Origin of the sequence: Actinomyces oris (assembly GCF_001937665.1) — a bacterium.
Taxonomy (GTDB): Bacteria; Actinomycetota; Actinomycetes; order Actinomycetales; family Actinomycetaceae; genus Actinomyces; species Actinomyces stomatis.
The window spans coordinates 1-16,153 of sequence record NZ_MSKL01000037.1 but is presented as its reverse complement, the minus strand read 5'-3'; the positions used below and the strand labels follow the sequence as shown (position 1 = coordinate 16,153).

Genomic DNA, 16,153 nt, shown 5'->3' with positions numbered 1-16,153 from the left:
CGGGGCGGTGGGTGCAGGCGCCTCGGCGGCCGGAGTCGGGGCCGGTGCGGGAGCCGGGGGCTCGGGAGCGGCCTCGGGCGCAGGGGCTGCCGGTGCCGGGGCGGAACCCGCCTCGGAGGGGTCTCCGATGATGGCAAGGACGGTGCCGACCTCGACGGTCTCGTCCTCGGGGACGCGGATCTCCAGCAGGACGCCGGATGCGGGGGAGGGGACCTCGGTGTCCACCTTGTCGGTGGCGACCTCCAGCAGGGGCTCGTCGGCCTCGACGGTGTCTCCCACGGCCTTGAGCCAGGAGGAGACCGTCCCCTCGGTGACGGACTCACCCAGAGCGGGCATCTTCACGGACTCTGACATTGCTGTCTTCCTTACTCTCGTCTAGCTGGATCAGCCGTGGTTGTGCAGCGGCTTGCCGGCGAGGGCCATGGCGGCCTCGCCGAGGGTCTCGTTCTGGGTGGGGTGGGCGTGGACCAGAGCGGCGACGTCGTCGGCGTCGGCCTCCCAGGACACCATGAGCTGGCCCTCACCCACCTGCTCACCCATGCGGGCGCCGATGGCGTGGAAGCCCAGGATGGGCCCGTCCTTGAGGGAGACGAGCTTGACGAAGCCCTGGGTCCCCAGGATCTGGCTCTTGGCGTTGCCGGCCACGTTGAACTCCGCGGAGGTGATGTTGTCCTTGCCGTGGATCTCGGCTGCCTTGGCCTCCGACAGACCCACCGAGGCGATCTCGGGCTCGCAGAAGGTGACCTTGGGGACCAGAACGTCATCGACCGGGGTGGGGTCCAGGCCCGCGATCTTCTCCGCCACGACGATGCCCTGGGCGAAGCCGCGGTGGGCCAGCTGGACACCGGGAACGATGTCGCCCACGGCCCATACGCCGGGGACGTTGGTGCGACCGTACTCATCGGCCAGGACGAAGCCGCGGTCCATCGCGACCCCGACCTCCTCGTAGCCCAGGTTGGCGGTCGCCGGTCCGCGACCCACGGCGATGAGGAGGACCTCGGCCTCATGGGTCTTGCCGTCCTGGGTGCGCACGGTCACCCCGCCGTCGTGGCGCTCGACCGACTCGAACATCGTGTTGGTGCGGAAGGTGATCTTGCGCTTACGGAAGGCGCGCTCGAGCTGCTTGGAGATCGCCTCATCCTCATTGGGCACCAGATGGGGCAGCCCCTCGATGATGGTGACCTCGCTGCCCATGGACGCCCAGGCAGAGGCGAACTCCACCCCGATGACGCCTCCGCCCAGGATCACTGCCGAGGCGGGGACGTGGTCCATCTCCAGCGCCTCCTCGGAGGTAATGACGCCTCCGGAGATCTCCTGCCCGATGGTCTTGGAGTAGGAGCCGGAGGCGAGGACCACGTTGCGGCCGGTAATGCGACGGCCGTCAACCTCGACGGCGTCGGCTGCCACCAGGCGTCCCCACCCCTGGATCAGGTCGATGCCCCGCGAGGACACCAGGCCCTCAAGACCCTTGTGCATCCGCGAGACGATGCTGTTCTTGTACTTCTGGACGCCAGGCATGTCCACGCCCTCGAAGGCGGCCTTGATGCCCACCGTGGCAGCCTCGCGCACGGCATCAGCGGTCTCGGCGGCGTGCAGCAGGGCCTTGGTGGGCACGCATCCACGGTGGAGGCAGGTGCCCCCCAGCTTGTCCGCCTCGATGAGGGCGACCTTGAGGCCCAGCTGGGCGCCGCGCAGGGCGGCGGCGTAGCCCCCTGATCCCGCGCCCAGAATGACCATGTCGTAGACGGTCTCTGTCACGAACTCACTCCTTGTTGGTTGGTCACGTCGCCCACGCGGGGCGGCTCGGCACGGAGCCATTGTTCCACCTGAAGAGGGCACGCAGGAGCCAGGGGGGTTGCTGTTTAGGGACCAGAGTCCTGAAAACGGGGTGATACGCATCACCGTACATGGGCGTTGTCGGCAACCATCCGTGCCGGGACCGCCCACGCAGGCCCCGGCACGGGCGCCGTCGACTCGTTGCCGACGGACGACGACTCAGGAGAGGATACTGACCTCGGCGGACAGCGAACGGAGCAGCTCCACCAGGGTGGAGACCCCCATGCCCGTCCCGCCGGTCGGAGTCAGCCCCCAGGGCGAGGAGTCGTTGTAGGCAGGGCCTGCGATGTCGAGATGCGCCCACGGTCGGCGCCCGACGAACTCGCGCAGGAACAGCCCGGCCGAGAGCATCCCACCGGCGCGCGAGCCGACCTTGGTGTTGCGCAGGTCGGCGAAGGGCGAGTCCAGGGTGGCGCGCAGATGCGCGGGCAGCGGCATCGGCCAGAAGGACTCTCCGGCCCGCTGCGCCGCGGCGACGACCTCCTCGCGAAGGTCCGGCGTCCCCATGACGGCGGCCACGTGGTCGCCCAGTGCCACGATCTGCGCCCCGGTCAGGGTGGCCACGTCCAGGACGGCATCGGGCTCCTCCTTGACGGCCCGGGCGAGGGCATCGGCCATGACCAGGCGCCCCTCGGCGTCGGTGTTGGTCACCTCCACGGTGGTGCCGTCGAACATCGTGATGACATCGCTGGGGCGCTGAGCGTCAGCCCCCGGCATGTTCTCGGCCAGCGCCAGCCATGCGGTGACGCGGATGGGCAGTGCCAGGCGCGCGGCCGTGACGATGGCGCCCAGTACGGTGGCGGCTCCCGCCATGTCGGACTTCATCTCCGGCATGGACGAGGCGGGCTTGAGGGACAGACCACCGGAGTCGAAGGTAATGCCCTTGCCGATGAGAGCGACGTGCTTGGGGTGGCCCGCCGCCCCATCACCCTCGGTCTGCGAGCTCATCTGTTCGCCGGCAACCTCGGCGGCACGCACCGGCGACCACTCCAGACGGACCAGGCGTGCCGGGTGCACCGAGCCCTGAGCCACGCCGAGGATCCCTCCGAAGCCCTGCTCGACCAGTGCCGGGGCGTCCCAGATCTCAACTCTGATGCCGGCCTCCTGCCCAGCTGCGCGAGCCCTCTCGGCGAAGACCTCGGGAGTCAGCCGATTCGGCGGCTCATTGACCAGATCCCGGGTCAGCGCCGTGGCCTGGGCCAGGACCAGGGCTCCTGTCAGCGCCTCCTGCCCCTCGGGGGTGTCGGCCAGAGGAGAGACGATGGAGATGCTCTTGAGCGGGGAGTTCTTCTTCGAGATCGTCTCCTGTCCGGGGCGGTCCTCGTTCTTCGTCGCGCTCCAGGAATAGGCGCCCAGGGCGGCTCCGTGTGCGACGGCGGCTACCTGCTCCTCGGAGAGCGTGGGCAGTGCCAGGGCGGCGGAATCGGTCCCGGCCAGCGCCCGGGTGGCGCGTCCGGCGGCCCGGCGCAGAAGACCGGTCTGGTCGTAGCCCAGCGCGGCCTCGTCGTCGGTGGTGACGGCAAGCGGGTCGGTGTCGGCCCATCCTGTTCCGACGCCGACCACAAGGATCGTCGCCGGTCCCCGGTAGCTCTCGGTGGTCACCGAGGAGGAGGGCAGGCGCACCACGGAGTCCTGAGCGCCCGAGAAGCCCAGAGCCGGCAGCAGGGTCGCAAGAGCATCGATGTCCAGGCCCTCCAGAGCGGTGCTCGAGGGCGGCTCGAGGCCCTCCAGGAGGATCTCGGGGGCCTCGGCCCCGTCCCTGCCCGGTGCTGCGGCCAGGACGAGCACATCGGCGTCGGCCTCGGCGCTGGAGGCTGCGTCCGACTCGACGCCGGCCGACTCGCCGGATCCGCTGCCCGTGCCGGTGGCACCGTCGGTGTTGTCCTCCTGAGCCACGGGGTCCTCCTCGTCGCTGTCGGAGTCCTGCTTCAGGTCCTGCGTGGTGTCTGCCGAGCCGGCCCCGTCCCCGGTCGCGGGAGCCTCGGAGCTCTCAGCCTCCTCAACCGTGTCGACCTCGGCCTGATTGCTGAGGTCGGTATCCTTGCGGTCGTCGTCAGCCGAAGCGCGTGCGTTCAGGGATTTGGTCAACTTAATGGTGCTCACGTTGTGAATAGTAACGTTCTGGCATTGGTTGGAGGTTGAACTGGTGCTGCGCGTGCCGAAGGTCATCACACGGAAAGGTCGTTCCTCATGGACGAGCGCTCATCGGTACGTCCGGTTCAGGACACCCGCCGCCCCGCATACGGGTGGGGACGGATCCTGGTCGGCGTCTTCGCCGTGTTCGGGGCGATCGTTCTCATTCCCTCCCTGACGACGCTGCTGAGAAGCCCCGATGAGGAGCCGGCGGTGTGGACCCTCAACGTCCTGGGGGGCGGTCTGTACATCCTGCTGGCCGTCTGCGTGGCCCACAACGGACGCCGGATGCGCAACATCGGCTGGATGTGCCTGGGGGCACTGGCCACCATGGCGGTGCTCATCGGCGTCCTCACCTTCCCCACCCCCTCACCGGCCGACCTCAGCGTCTCGGTGTGGGCCCACTGGGGCCGGTCCCGGTGGTACCTGCCCGCGATCCTCCCGGTGGTCGCCGCCGCGTGGATGTGGATGTCTGACCCCCGGCGCATCGTGGCCAACGCCGAGCGCATCACCGAGCTGTCCGATACCCTCACCGAGAGCATCACCGAGAAGGCTCGGGCGGTCCAGGAGGGCCGGACTCTCAAGACTCCTCGCAGTGGTCGGGACCGGTGAGGCTGTACACCGCGCCCTGAACGGCTCCTGAACGCGTCGAGTCCGGTGGACTCTCATCGGCGTCGGGAACGGCGCGAGCCGCGTGAGTTGATTCGGCTGATACGGCTGATCCTTCTGGTTCTGCGTGAGGGAACGGGCCGGGAGTGCCATCTGTCCTGGAGACGTGAGCCCCAAGAGGTATAGGTGGCGGCGGCTGCGCGGGCCCGCGCCTGGACCTCGTAGATCCTTTCAACGACGATCCGTTGGGACACCCAGCCCACCAGCCTCTCCGTACTGGAGCCCGCAGTGCGGGCGACCACCGGAAGCGCCTCCAGACGGGTAGTGGTCAGGGCCTCGAGCACATCTGTCGCCTCGGCCTCGCCGAGCAGACGGTCATGGACCAGTGGCAGGTCCGCCACCGTCGCCGACCGGACGGTGGCGTCGTCGGACTCATCGCTCAGGAGCGCTTCGGCGAGCTGTGCGGCCGTCACGCAGCCGAGCAGCTCACGGGTGCCATCCTCTCCGGTTCTGACCACGGGCAGGACCGAGACGCCACGTCGGCTCATCAGGGAGGCGACGTCGCTGAGCGGCGCCGTGGCCTTGACCACGGCGGGCGGGTCCACCATGAGCCGGGAGGCGCGGGTGCGTCCCAGGAGCGTGGTGGTCATCGGGTCCTCGACATCCTCTCCGCGACGACGCAGCTCCTCGGTGAACAACGTGCCGCGAGACAGGAACCGGCTGATGAAGGTGGCCAGCACCGTGGCCAGCATGAGCGGGAGCAGCAGCGCGTGCTGCCCGGTCATCTCGATGATGAGCAGGACCGCCGTCATCGGGGCGCGAGCCGCACCGGCGAACACCGCCCCCATGCCGATCACACCGAAGACCCCGGCGGCCGGCGCGTAGCTGGGAGCCACGAGGGTACCGAAGGCCGCACCGAGCGTCCCGCCGATGAACAGGGACGGTGCGAACACCCCGCCGACGAAACCCATCCCCAGGGTCAGGGAGGTCGCCATCATCTTGGCCACACACAGCACCAGCAGCAGCGTCAGGGCGTAGCGTCCCGCCAGCGCCCGGTTGAGGGCGGCCGACGACTCCCCGTACATCTCTGGCAGAACCAGGAGAACCGCGCCGACCGCGAACCCGCCGATGCCCGGTCGCGCCCAGACCGGAACGCCCAGCCTCTGCCAGGCGCGGGTCAGGGCGTCGAGCATGATGAAGCGAAGACGCATGAAGCCGATACCGACGCCGCCGCCCATGACTCCCAACAGCGCGACCCAGCCCAGCTGGGCGTCGCCGGACAGGTCCAGGTAGGGAAGCGACAGCGACAGCGTCGTTCCCAGCAGGTGATGAGACAGGACCGTTGAGGACACGCAGGCCAGAACGATGACGATGAAGGCGTCGGCGCTGAAGCCCATGAGGACGACCTCCAGGGCGAAGAAGGCCCCCGCCAGCGGAGCATTGAAGGCGGCGGCGATCCCAGCGGCCGTCCCGGCGGCAGCCAGGTGGCGGATCGAGAGCCTGGGCAGCTGCAGTCCCCGTCCGATGACGCTCGCCGTCGACGCGCCCAGCTCGGCGATCGGCCCCTCCGGACCGACCGAGCCTCCGCCTCCGATCGTCAGCGCGGCCGAGGTCGTCGTGGCCAGGGCCGGCAACGGTGCCATGGTCCCGTCGCCGTGGCGCGTCGACCAGATGACGCCGGCCACCCCGTGGCCCGTGGGCGTGCGGCCCAGTCGGGACATCAACGGTCCCGTGAGGAGACCGGAGAGCACCGGAGAGACCAGGACGAACCAGGATCCCAAAGGAGCCAGGAGCCCGAACGATGGCCCCATGGACACGGTGTAGTCGTCGGCTCCGCTCAGCAACTGGGACCAGGCGTCGATTCCCAGCCGGAACAGCACCGCGCCCAGGCCTGAGACGAGTCCTACCAGCACCGCCAGGATGTAGAGGCCGAAGCGATGATGACGGAAGAGGCTGCCTGCGCGCCGCGACAGGGGCTGAGACAGCCTCTTCCAGAGGTGATCCATCAGTGCAGGTTCTCCACCTTGACCGTGAAGGTCTCCTCCTCATCCTGGCACTCGGCCTTGGAGCAGGCTCCGCCGATCTTCCACACCTGCCGGTAGAAGCTCAGCTCGGCCTCATAACGCCTCCGGATGTTCGCCGCCAGACGGAAGCCGTGGCCCTCACCCTGGAAGACCTCCAGGGCCACCGGCGCGCCGGCCTCCTTGAGGGCCTCATACATGGCGGTGGCCTGCTCGGCCGGGACGATCGGGTCCTCCGAGCCCTGGATGAGCAGCAGCGGGACGCTGATGTCCTCAATGTGGTTGATGGGGCTGCGCTCATCCAGGAGCGGGTCGTCGATGTCCTGGGTGCCTATGAGCTGGCCGATGTAGTGCGACTCGAACTTGTGGGTGGTGCGCACCAGCCTCTTGAGATCGGTCACCCCGAAGCAGGAGCTGGCCGCCGTGAACACGGTGGAACGGGTGATGGCCGACAGCACCGTGAAACCGCCTGCCGAACCGCCGCGGATCGCGATGCGACGTGGGTCCACGAGCCCGGCGTCGACCAGGTGCTGAGCGCCGCTGACGCAGTCGTCGACGTCGTAGACGCCCCACTTGCCCTCCAGGGCCTTGCGGTAGCCCGTCCCGTAGCCCATGGAGCCGCGGTAGTTGACGTCCAGGTAGCCGAAGCCCCGGCTGGTCCAGTACTGGATGCGCAGGTCGTAGCCGGGTACGGCCGTGGCCGTCGGGCCGCCGTGGACGTTGACGATCAGCGGCGCCAGCTCGCCGTCGGGGCCTGCGTGAGAGGCCGACGTCGGCGGGTAGTAGAAGCCGTGGGCGGTTGCTCCGTCGCTGGTGGGCCAGGAGACCGGCTCGGGGAAGGACACTCCGGCGCCCTCGGGAACGAACTCGCCCGAGCCGCGCAGCACCTGCACATTGCCGTTCTTGACCTCCACGATGCTGGGCATCGACATCTCGTTGGAGGCCAGCATGACGACGCGACCCGCGTTGGAGGCGACGTTGCCGATCGGCTGCCACCCCACGTTCCACTCCTCGAGCTCCCCGTTGGCGAGCTTGATGGTCCCCAGGTGGGAGACCGCGTCGCGCGCCCAGGAGGTGATGATGTGCTCGGAGTCGAGAATGTCGAAGGAGTGCGGTCCCAGCTGCCAGGCCGGGGTGGTGAAGGTGGCCTCGGCCGGGTGCAGCGGGCGGGTTCGCAGCTTCTCCGACCAGCCGGTGCGGTTGGTGCCGCGTACCGGGAATCCCTCGGTGCGGTAGAGGTTCCAGAAGCCCGAGGCGTTGGAGCCGTGCACCAGCTCGCACTCCTCGGTCCAGCGGGGCTCGGAGACCGAGTGCCCGTTGCCGCCGTCCACCAGCGTCTGCTCGCCGATCGTCCCGTCCGGGCCGAGGTCCCCCACGTGCAGGCAGGCGTTGTCCCACGGCATCCCCGGGTGGTCCCAGGTGATCCAGGCCAGGTGCTCGCCGTCAGGGGACAGGGTCGGGGCGACCACGAAGTCCGTTCCCGACACCAGTGTGCGCACGCGAGAGTCATCGCGGGCGGCCGAACCGTCCAGAGGGATGGCTACCAGGGTGTTCACGGCCTCACCGTGGCCTCGGTGGTCCTCGCGGACGGCGTAGACCAGGCCCCGGCCCGTGTCGATCTCCAGGTCGCCGTGACGCACGTCTCCGTAGATCGTCAGCGGGACCAGGCCGCGCATACGGTGCGCCACGTCATAGCGGTACAGCCGCCCGTCCCCGGCGTGCGAGACCACGATGATCCCACTGTCAACGGCGTAGGCCCGCCCTCCGTACTCGTGAACCCGGGTGCGCACGTCGACCAGCTCGTCGGCAGGTGTCAGCGGCAGCACCTCCCCGATCTGGCCGTCGCCGTCACGGCGAAGCAGCACATTGCGGCCCGCCTGCGAGGCGCGCTGCTCCACCCAGTAGGTGTCTCCGCCGTCCACACGGACCTGTGAGAGCAGGACCGTCCGGGTCGTGATGGTGCCTGGAGTAATGGGCGAGGGCCAGGTACCGAAAGGGGCTGTGGTGCTCATGGTTCCTCCTGGAGGGCAGTCCTGAGGGACGGTCTGGCGATCAGGAACGACGCCGTGGACCGGTGGGCGCGGACGGTTCGACGCCCAAGGCATACAGTACGTGCTCAGCCGTGACCCGCGTGACACGCGACCGCACAGCGGTCGGGGCGGCTCTATGCTGAGCATCCTCGGACCGTTCAGGAGCGTCGGCCCGGGCGGCCACGCGGATACTGAGCCTGCATAAGGAGGAGAAGGAGCCTCCGCAGGAGACACCGCCTCCGTGTCAACGGCTACCCTGTCCCGAGTGCCGCTTCGGCGACCCGCCGGCTCACTCATGAGCGACGCACCGTCGCACGAACGACACGAATGACTCGTCATCACCTTCGACAAGGAGGCGCACCGTGCCAGCAGCTGCTGAGCGCCATGGACGGCCTGCCGGGCAGACCGGCAAGGCGCTCCTGCCCTGTGTGCGCAAGCCCGCCGACCTCGACCGGCTCACCAGTGAGCAGCTGGTGTCGCTCGCCTCTGAGATCCGCCAGCACCTCGTCGCCTCAGTGGCGCGCACCGGCGGCCACCTCGGCCCCAACCTCGGTGTCGTCGAGCTGACGATCGCCCTGCACCGGACCTTCCGCTCACCGCGGGACACCATCGTGTTCGACACCGGCCACCAGGCCTACGTCCACAAGCTGCTCACCGGCCGTCAGGACTTCACCCATCTGCGGGAGCGGGGCGGCCTGTCCGGCTATCCCTCGCGGGCCGAGTCCGTCCACGACGTCGTGGAGAACTCCCACGCCTCCACCTCCCTGTCCTGGGCCGACGGCATCGCCCGGGCCAACCACCTGCAGGGCCACGACGAGCGCCACGTCGTCGCCGTCATCGGGGACGGAGCCATGACCGGAGGGATGGCCTGGGAGGCCCTGGACAATATCGCCGACTCCTCGGATCGCCACCTGGTCATCGTCGTCAATGACAACGGCCGCTCCTACGCCCCCACCATCGGGGGGCTGGCCCATCACCTCGACGCACTGCGCACCAATCCCGGCTACGAGCGCGTCCTGTCCGGGGTCAAACGGACGCTCCTGTCGCAGGGCGCCCCCGGTCGGGCCGCCTTCGACGCCCTCCACGGCCTCAAACGAGGACTCAAGGACGTCCTCGTCCCCTCGGCCTTCTTCGAGGACCTGGGGATCAAGTACACCGGACCGGTCGATGGCCATGACATCACGGCCATCGAGTTCGCTCTCACCCGCGCCCGCGAGTACGCGGAACCGGTCATCGTCCACGTCATCACCGAGAAGGGGCGGGGCTACATCCCGGCCGAGGAGCACGTCCCCGACCGCTTCCACGCCGTGGGACAGATTCACCCCGAGACCGGGCTGCCGGTGGTGGCCGAGCGCTTCGGCTGGACCTCCGTCTTCGCCGAGGAGATCGTCTCCCTGGCGCGCAGCGATGAACGGATCGTCGGGGTCACCGCCGCCATGCAGGCCCCGGTGGGTCTCCAGCCCCTGGCCGATGCGATGCCCAAGCGGGTCATCGACGTCGGTATCGCCGAGCAGCACGCGCTGACCTTCTCCGCCGGGCTCGCCTTCGCCGGGATGCATCCGGTGGTGGCCCTCTACGCGACCTTCCTCAACCGCGCCTTCGACCAGGTGCTCATGGATGTCGCCCTGCACCGGGCGGGAGTGACGATCGTCCTGGACCGGGCCGGAATCACGGGAACCGACGGGGCCAGCCACAACGGCATGTGGGACATGGCGCTGCTGGCCCACGTTCCGGGCCTGCGCCTGGCAGCACCCCGCGATGAGGCGACGTTGCGCGAGAGCCTGCGTCTGGCCGTGAGCATTGACGACGCGCCCGCCGTCGTGCGCTATCCCAAGGGCGCCCTGCCCGAACCGCTGACGGCGGTGCGCCGCCTCGGCTCGGGACCGGACGGGCAGGGGAGCAGCGAGGAGGCGGCGCAGAAGGACGCGCCGCCATCCCCGTGCGCCTTCGACGTCGTCGACGTCCTGCTCGAGAGCCGGCGGCCGACCGGCACTGCGCGGATCCTGCTGGTGGGCGTGGGCGCCATGGCCACCGAGACCTACGAGGCCGGTCGGATCCTTGAGCAGGAGGAGCGCGCCGTCACCGTGGTGCATCCGCACTGGGTCATCCCGGCCCCGGCTCCCCTCGTGGCGGCCGCGGCCGATGCCGATGTCGTCGTCGTGGTCGAGGACGGACTTGTCGACGGCGGCATCGGTTCCCAGCTGCGTGACGCGGTCGAGGGCTACCAGGCCACCCACGCCGGTTCAGGGGGCGCGCCGGTCTTCCGTCGCATCGGTATTCCACGCCAGTTCGTCGACACGGCCACCCGCGCTCAGCTGATGGAGGACTTCGGCATGCGGGCCGTCGATATCGCCCAGGCGGCGCGAAGCGCGGCCGACGGTGTCGCAGGCGCCCGCACTAACCAGGACCTTGGGGCCGACTAGGGGTGTGGCGGCGGCGCCTCGACCTCTGTTTCCGGCAGGGAGGTCGAGTTCCGCTGGGACACCTGTCCTAATCGCTTCGGTAGGTCGATGTGATGGGTGAGCTGCTCCATTCGTCTCCGTTGCCGAAGGCCGGAAGGTGTTGCAGTTCGGCGACGCACGTCGCTCTGAGAGTCGATATAGGGACCTATGTCCTGGATTACGATGGTGTTGATCAGCCTGTGAGTCATCTAACCGGCTCTTCTTGGGACCAGTGGCCCACAAGCCATCTTCGGAGTTCTACTCTGAGACCGACGGCGCGCCGATGTGCCGCCTCGCCTCACAAGGGCGATCGCAACCGGGTGGCTCTCCGGTCACCCACATGAGGAGGGCACGGATGACCACTGAGGTCACAACATCTGCCACCACGGCGAGCGGCAATGACGCCTGGGAGGGCTTCGTTACCGGACCGTGGACCGAGGACATTGACGTCCGCGACTTCATCCAGCGCAACTACACCCCCTACGACGGCGACGCCTCGTTCCTCGCTGACGCCACGGACAAGACCCTGCGTCTGTGGGACACCTTGGAGAAGGACTACCTCTCCGAGGAGCGCAAGGTCCGCATCCTCGACGTCGACACCCACACCCCCGCCGACATCGACGCGTTCCCGGCCGGGTACATCAGCGAGGACGACGACGTCATCGTTGGTCTGCAGACGGACTCCCCGCTGCGTCGCGCCATGATGCCCAACGGTGGCTGGCGCATGGTGGAGACCGCCATCAAGGAGGCGGGCAAGGAGGTCGACCCCGAGGTCAAGAAGATCTTCACCCGCTACCGCAAGACCCACAATGACGCGGTCTTCGACATCTACACCCCGCGCATCCGCGCGGCGCGCTCGAGCCACATCATCACCGGGCTGCCCGACGCCTACGGCCGTGGCCGCATCATCGGTGACTACCGCCGTGTGGCGCTCTACGGCGTCGACTTCCTCATCGAGGAGAAGCAGAAGGCCAAGGACGCCGTTGCGGACAAGCCCTTCTCCGAGCACTGGGCCCGTTACCGCGAGGAGCACTCCGAGCAGATCAAGGCCCTTAAGAAGCTCAAGGTCATGGCCGCCTCCTACGGCTACGACATCTCCGGCCCGGCCAAGAACGCCCACGAGGCGGTCCAGTGGACCTACTTCGCCTACCTGGCCTCCGTGAAGTCCCAGGACGGCGCCGCGATGAGCATCGGCCGGCTCTCCGGCTTCCTGGACATCTACTTCGAGCGGGACCTGCGCAACGGGGTCATCGACGAGACCCGCGCCCAGGAGCTCATCGACAACATCGTCATGAAGCTGCGCATCACCCGCTTCCTGCGCACCATCGACTACGACCAGATCTTCTCCGGCGACCCCTACTGGGCCACCTGGTCCGACGCCGGCTTCGGTGAGGACGGTCGCGCCCTGGTCACCAAGACCTCCTTCCGTTTGCTGCAGACCCTGCGCAACCTCGGCCCGGCCCCGGAGCCGAACATCACGATCTTCTGGGACGAGAACCTGCCGCAGGGCTACAAGGACTTCTGCGCCCTCATCTCGATCACGACCTCGTCCATCCAGTACGAGGCCGACGAGCAGATCCGTGAGCACTGGGGTGACGACGCCGCGATCGCCTGCTGCGTGTCCCCGATGCGCGTGGGCAAGCAGATGCAGTTCTTCGGCGCTCGCGTCAACTCCGCCAAGGCCCTGCTCTACGCCATCAACGGCGGCCGCGACGAGATGACCGGTAAGCAGGTCGTCACCGGGCTGCCCGGTGTCGAGGGCGACGGCCCCCTCGACTTCGACGACGTGTGGGACAAGTACGAGAAGATGCTCGACTGGGTGGTGGCCACCTACGTCGAGGCCCTCAACATCATCCACTACTGCCACGACCGCTACGCCTACGAGTCCATCGAGATGGCGCTGCACGACTCCGATATCGTGCGCACCATGGGCTGCGGTATCGCCGGTCTGTCGATCGTGGCCGACTCGCTGGCGGCCATCAAGTACGCCAAGGTCACCCCGGTCCGTGACGAGACCGGCCTGGTGGTCGACTACGTCACCGAGGGCGACTTCCCGATCTACGGCAACGACGACGACCGCGCCGACGACATCGCGGCCACGGTGGTTCACACGATCATGTCGAAGATCAAGGCCCAGCCCTTCTACCGGGACGCCATCCCGACGCAGTCGGTGCTGACGATCACCTCCAACGTGGTCTATGGCAAGGCGACCGGCTCCTTCCCCTCGGGGCACCAGAAGGGCACCCCCTTCTCGCCCGGAGCCAACCCGGAGAACGGGATGGACACCCACGGCATGGTCGCCTCGATGCTCAGTGTCGGCAAGCTCGACTACAACGACGCCCTCGACGGCATCTCGCTGACCAACACGATCACCCCGCAGGGGCTGGGCCGCACGCTCGACGAGCGCGTCGCCAACCTCGTGGGCATTCTCGACGCCGGCTTCGTCCCCGACGACTGCGCCGAGATCTGATCGAGCCGCTCATCCGGCTGAATCGCATCGCAGCAATTTCTCACACATCGATAACACCACCTCAGAAAGGGGCCACCATGGCCACGTACGAAGAGCGCCTCGCCTCCATGAAGGCACAGCGTCAGGACAACGGCGGCGTCAAGGGCCTGTACCACGCCAACATCAACGTCCTGGACCGCAACACCCTCGAGGACGCGATGGAGCACCCGGAGAACTACCCGAACCTCACGGTTCGCGTCTCCGGCTACGCCGTCAACTTCGTCAAGCTGACTCGTGAGCAGCAGCTTGACGTCCTTCACCGCACCTTCCACTCCCAGGCCTGAGCCCTGGAGCACGGCGAGCGGTCATGACGCAGACCACGACGACCGTGCGCGACGGCGGTCGGGACCAGGACTTCCTGGCCCCGGCCGCCCGCTTGCGCGGGGCGGGTATCGGCGGGCTTGAGGAGCTGACGGATCTTCAACGCTCGGAGCGCCTGGCTCGGATGCGGGACGGCGAGCTGGGTTCGATCCACTCCTGGGAGCTCGTGACCGCGGTGGACGGTCCCGGAACCCGGATGACGGTCTTCCTCAACGGATGCCCCCTGCGGTGCCTGTACTGCCACAATCCCGACACCTTCCTCATGAAGGACGGGGAGCCGGTGGAGGCCTCGGAGCTTCTCCGCCGCATGCGCCGCTACCGGGGAGTGTTCCGCGCGTCCAAGGGCGGGATCACGCTGTCGGGCGGCGAGGTCCTCATGCAGCCGGCCTTCGCGGGCAGGCTCTTGGCCGGGGCCAAGAAGATGGGTATCCATACCTGCATCGACACCTCAGGGTTCCTAGGCGCCAATGCCAGCGATGAGATGCTCGATAACATCGACCTGGTCCTGCTCGACATCAAGAGCGGTGACGAGGAGACCTACAAGAAGGTGACGGGACGCTCCCTGGCTCCGACAATCACCTTCGGTGACCGCCTGGCGGCCAAGGGGATCGAGATCTGGGCGCGGTTCGTGCTGGTTCCGGATCTGACGGACGACCCTGAGAACGTCCACAACGTCGCCCGAATCATCGAGCGCTGGGGCTCGGTCAGCCGTGTCGAGGTGCTGCCCTTCCACCAGATGGGCACCGACAAGTGGGACGCCCTGGGGCTGACGTATCAGCTTCGCGACACAAGGCCTCCGGAGCCGGAGCTGGTGGAGTCCACTCGTGCGATCTTCCGTTCTTACGGTTTCGAGGTTCACTGAGGTCGCCGGCGGGCTCGGGCTCCTCGAGCGGGGCTCATGGCGGGTTCTCCTCTCGTGCGCCGTCCACCTGATGGTGGGCGGCGCACTGTTGCGTGCGCGTCGTGGCCGTTCAGCTCAGGGCTGTCGCAAGGGCGGGGGCGGCCTGTTCGATCTGCCAGGGCCTGGCCCCCATGGCGGCCAGGCGCTCACCGATCTCCTGAGCACTGACGCTGCTGGTCCGTCCGGCTTCGATCTCCTCGCCGAGGTCCCAGGCCAGATGACGTTGGCACCCCGGGGTCAGGAGGAGCTCCTGAGGCACGCGGATCTTCTCAGCGTGCTGTCTGATCGCCCCGCGTACGCGAGTGAGTCGGTCGGCGGCTGCGGCGTGGTGACGCTGCCATGTGCGCGGGTGGGGGAGCTCGTCGGGCCCCAGTGGTGCGCGAGTCGGGGGGAGCTCGTCGTCGGGCAGCTCCAGGGCGCGTTCGATGGCTCTCCACCAGCGTTCCTGGTTCTGCCGCGCCTGCCGGGAGGAGAACTCCTTGAGGGCGCTCATCTTGCGTCGTGAACGGGGGCGGGCGACGGCGGCGGCGACGAGTGCCTGGTGGGGCAGGACCTTGGAGGGGGTGCGGTCGAGCTCTGCGGCCAGCTGCTCGCGCGAGTTCCACAGCTCTCGCAGGATCGCCAGTGAGCGGGGGGAACGCACGGAGCTTCCCGCTCGTGGGGTCTTGCGCCACGGGTCGACCTTGGCCGGTTTGGCCGGCTTGGTGCGCACGTGCTCGAACTCCTGGGCGGCCCACTGGTCCTTGCCGGAAGCCTCGAGCTCGGTGGCCAGGGCGTTGCGCAGGTCGATGAGCAGCTCGACGTCGAGGGCGGCGTAGGTGAGCCAGGAGATGGGAAGAGGCCTGGTGGACCAGTCCGCTGCCGCGTGGTCCTTGGCCAGGCGCAGGCCCAGGGTCTCTTCGATGACGGCGCCCAGCCCGACGTGCTGGCGGCCCAGGAGGCGGGCTGCCAGCTCGGTGTCGAACAGGGATGCGGCCCTCAGCCCGAGTGCGGTCAGGCAGGGGATGTCCTGGTCGGCGGCGTGGAGGATCCACTCGGGTCCGTCGAGGGCTGGGGCCAGCTCGGTCAAGGGGCCGGTGGTGACCGGGTCGATGAGGAGGGTGCCGACGCCGTCTCGTCGGAGCTGGATGAGGTAGGCGTCCTGCCCGTAGCGGAAGCCGGAGGCCCGTTCGGCGTCAACGGCGATGGGGCCGTGGCCGCCTGTCAGAAGCTGAGCGGCTCGGCTCAGCTGGGTGGGGGTGGCGGTGATCTCGGGGAGTCCGTCCTGGGGACGGGGATAGTCGACGACGTCGTGTGGGCTGATGGGATGGTCCGTCGTCCCGGGGGGTACGGCTGGGCGGGGCACGGCCGAG

At 68.5% G+C, this 16,153-nt stretch carries 11 protein-coding genes; 5 read left to right on the top strand and 6 right to left on the bottom strand.

The features are described from left to right. From BKH28_RS12875 to BKH28_RS12865, 3 genes are all read right to left on the bottom strand, one after another. A partial coding sequence (locus BKH28_RS12875; protein ID WP_343283762.1) for a biotin/lipoyl-containing protein occupies positions 1–354 on the bottom strand: 354 nt, incomplete at its 3' end. 30 nt (positions 355–384) lie between these two features. Beyond that, positions 385–1,758: a dihydrolipoyl dehydrogenase gene (gene lpdA / locus BKH28_RS12870; RefSeq protein WP_075419178.1), complete on the bottom strand. Its 1,374-nt coding sequence runs from the start codon at positions 1,756–1,758 to the stop codon at positions 385–387. A 237-nt stretch (positions 1,759–1,995) separates the two neighbouring features. Further along, positions 1,996–4,005, bottom strand: coding sequence for a leucyl aminopeptidase (locus BKH28_RS12865; protein ID WP_075419177.1), 2,010 nt, complete (start codon positions 4,003–4,005; stop codon positions 1,996–1,998). Between the two features lie 21 nt (positions 4,006–4,026). On the opposite strand from BKH28_RS12865, the gene BKH28_RS12860 reads away from it, so the two are divergent. Next, entirely contained in the window at positions 4,027–4,581 is a 555-nt protein-coding gene (locus BKH28_RS12860) for a hypothetical protein (RefSeq protein ID WP_075419176.1), read from the top strand. A 53-nt stretch (positions 4,582–4,634) separates the two neighbouring features. Here BKH28_RS12860 and BKH28_RS12855 read toward each other — a convergent pair whose 3' ends face one another. Then, on the bottom strand, positions 4,635–6,584 hold the full coding sequence (locus BKH28_RS12855) for a chloride channel protein (RefSeq protein ID WP_075419175.1): 1,950 nt from the start codon (positions 6,582–6,584) through the stop codon (positions 4,635–4,637). After that, positions 6,584–8,611, bottom strand: coding sequence for an alpha/beta hydrolase family protein (locus tag BKH28_RS12850; RefSeq protein ID WP_075419174.1), 2,028 nt, complete (start codon positions 8,609–8,611; stop codon positions 6,584–6,586). The genes BKH28_RS12855 and BKH28_RS12850 overlap by 1 nt, the downstream gene beginning before the upstream one ends. 380 nt (positions 8,612–8,991) lie before the next feature. On the opposite strand from BKH28_RS12850, the gene dxs reads away from it, so the two are divergent. The 4 genes from dxs to pflA all read left to right on the top strand — a co-directional run bounded on the left by dxs (position 8,992) and on the right by pflA (position 14,762). Beyond that, entirely contained in the window at positions 8,992–11,052 is a 2,061-nt protein-coding gene (gene dxs, locus BKH28_RS12845) for a 1-deoxy-D-xylulose-5-phosphate synthase (protein WP_075419173.1), read from the top strand. Positions 11,053–11,425: 373 nt separating this feature from the next. Next, entirely contained in the window at positions 11,426–13,540 is a 2,115-nt protein-coding gene (locus BKH28_RS12840; RefSeq protein ID WP_075419172.1) for a pyruvate formate lyase family protein, read from the top strand. Positions 13,541–13,617: 77 nt separating this feature from the next. After that, positions 13,618–13,863: an autonomous glycyl radical cofactor GrcA2 gene (gene grcA2 / locus BKH28_RS12835; RefSeq protein ID WP_009406209.1), complete on the top strand. Its 246-nt coding sequence runs from the start codon at positions 13,618–13,620 to the stop codon at positions 13,861–13,863. A 23-nt stretch (positions 13,864–13,886) separates the two neighbouring features. Next, positions 13,887–14,762, top strand: a complete 876-nt coding sequence (pflA, locus tag BKH28_RS12830; protein ID WP_075419171.1) for a pyruvate formate-lyase-activating protein — start codon at positions 13,887–13,889, stop codon at positions 14,760–14,762. A gap of 109 nt (positions 14,763–14,871) precedes the next feature. On the opposite strand, the gene BKH28_RS12825 is transcribed toward pflA, so the two are convergent. Then, positions 14,872–16,146, bottom strand: coding sequence for an HRDC domain-containing protein (locus BKH28_RS12825; protein ID WP_081380151.1), 1,275 nt, complete (start codon positions 16,144–16,146; stop codon positions 14,872–14,874). Positions 16,147–16,153 lie beyond the last annotated feature (7 nt).

Coding starts and splice junctions, on each gene's coding strand:
- BKH28_RS12850 (WP_075419174.1), bottom strand. CDS start 8,611: ATGAGCACCACAGCCCCTTTCGGTACCTGGCCCTCGCCCATTACTCCA.
- pflA (WP_075419171.1), top strand. CDS start 13,887: ATGACGCAGACCACGACGACCGTGCGCGACGGCGGTCGGGACCAGGAC.
- BKH28_RS12855 (WP_075419175.1), bottom strand. CDS start 6,584: ATGGATCACCTCTGGAAGAGGCTGTCTCAGCCCCTGTCGCGGCGCGCA.
- BKH28_RS12860 (WP_075419176.1), top strand. CDS start 4,027: ATGGACGAGCGCTCATCGGTACGTCCGGTTCAGGACACCCGCCGCCCC.
- BKH28_RS12840 (WP_075419172.1), top strand. CDS start 11,426: ATGACCACTGAGGTCACAACATCTGCCACCACGGCGAGCGGCAATGAC.
- BKH28_RS12865 (WP_075419177.1), bottom strand. CDS start 4,005: ATGACCTTCGGCACGCGCAGCACCAGTTCAACCTCCAACCAATGCCAG.
- grcA2 (WP_009406209.1), top strand. CDS start 13,618: ATGGCCACGTACGAAGAGCGCCTCGCCTCCATGAAGGCACAGCGTCAG.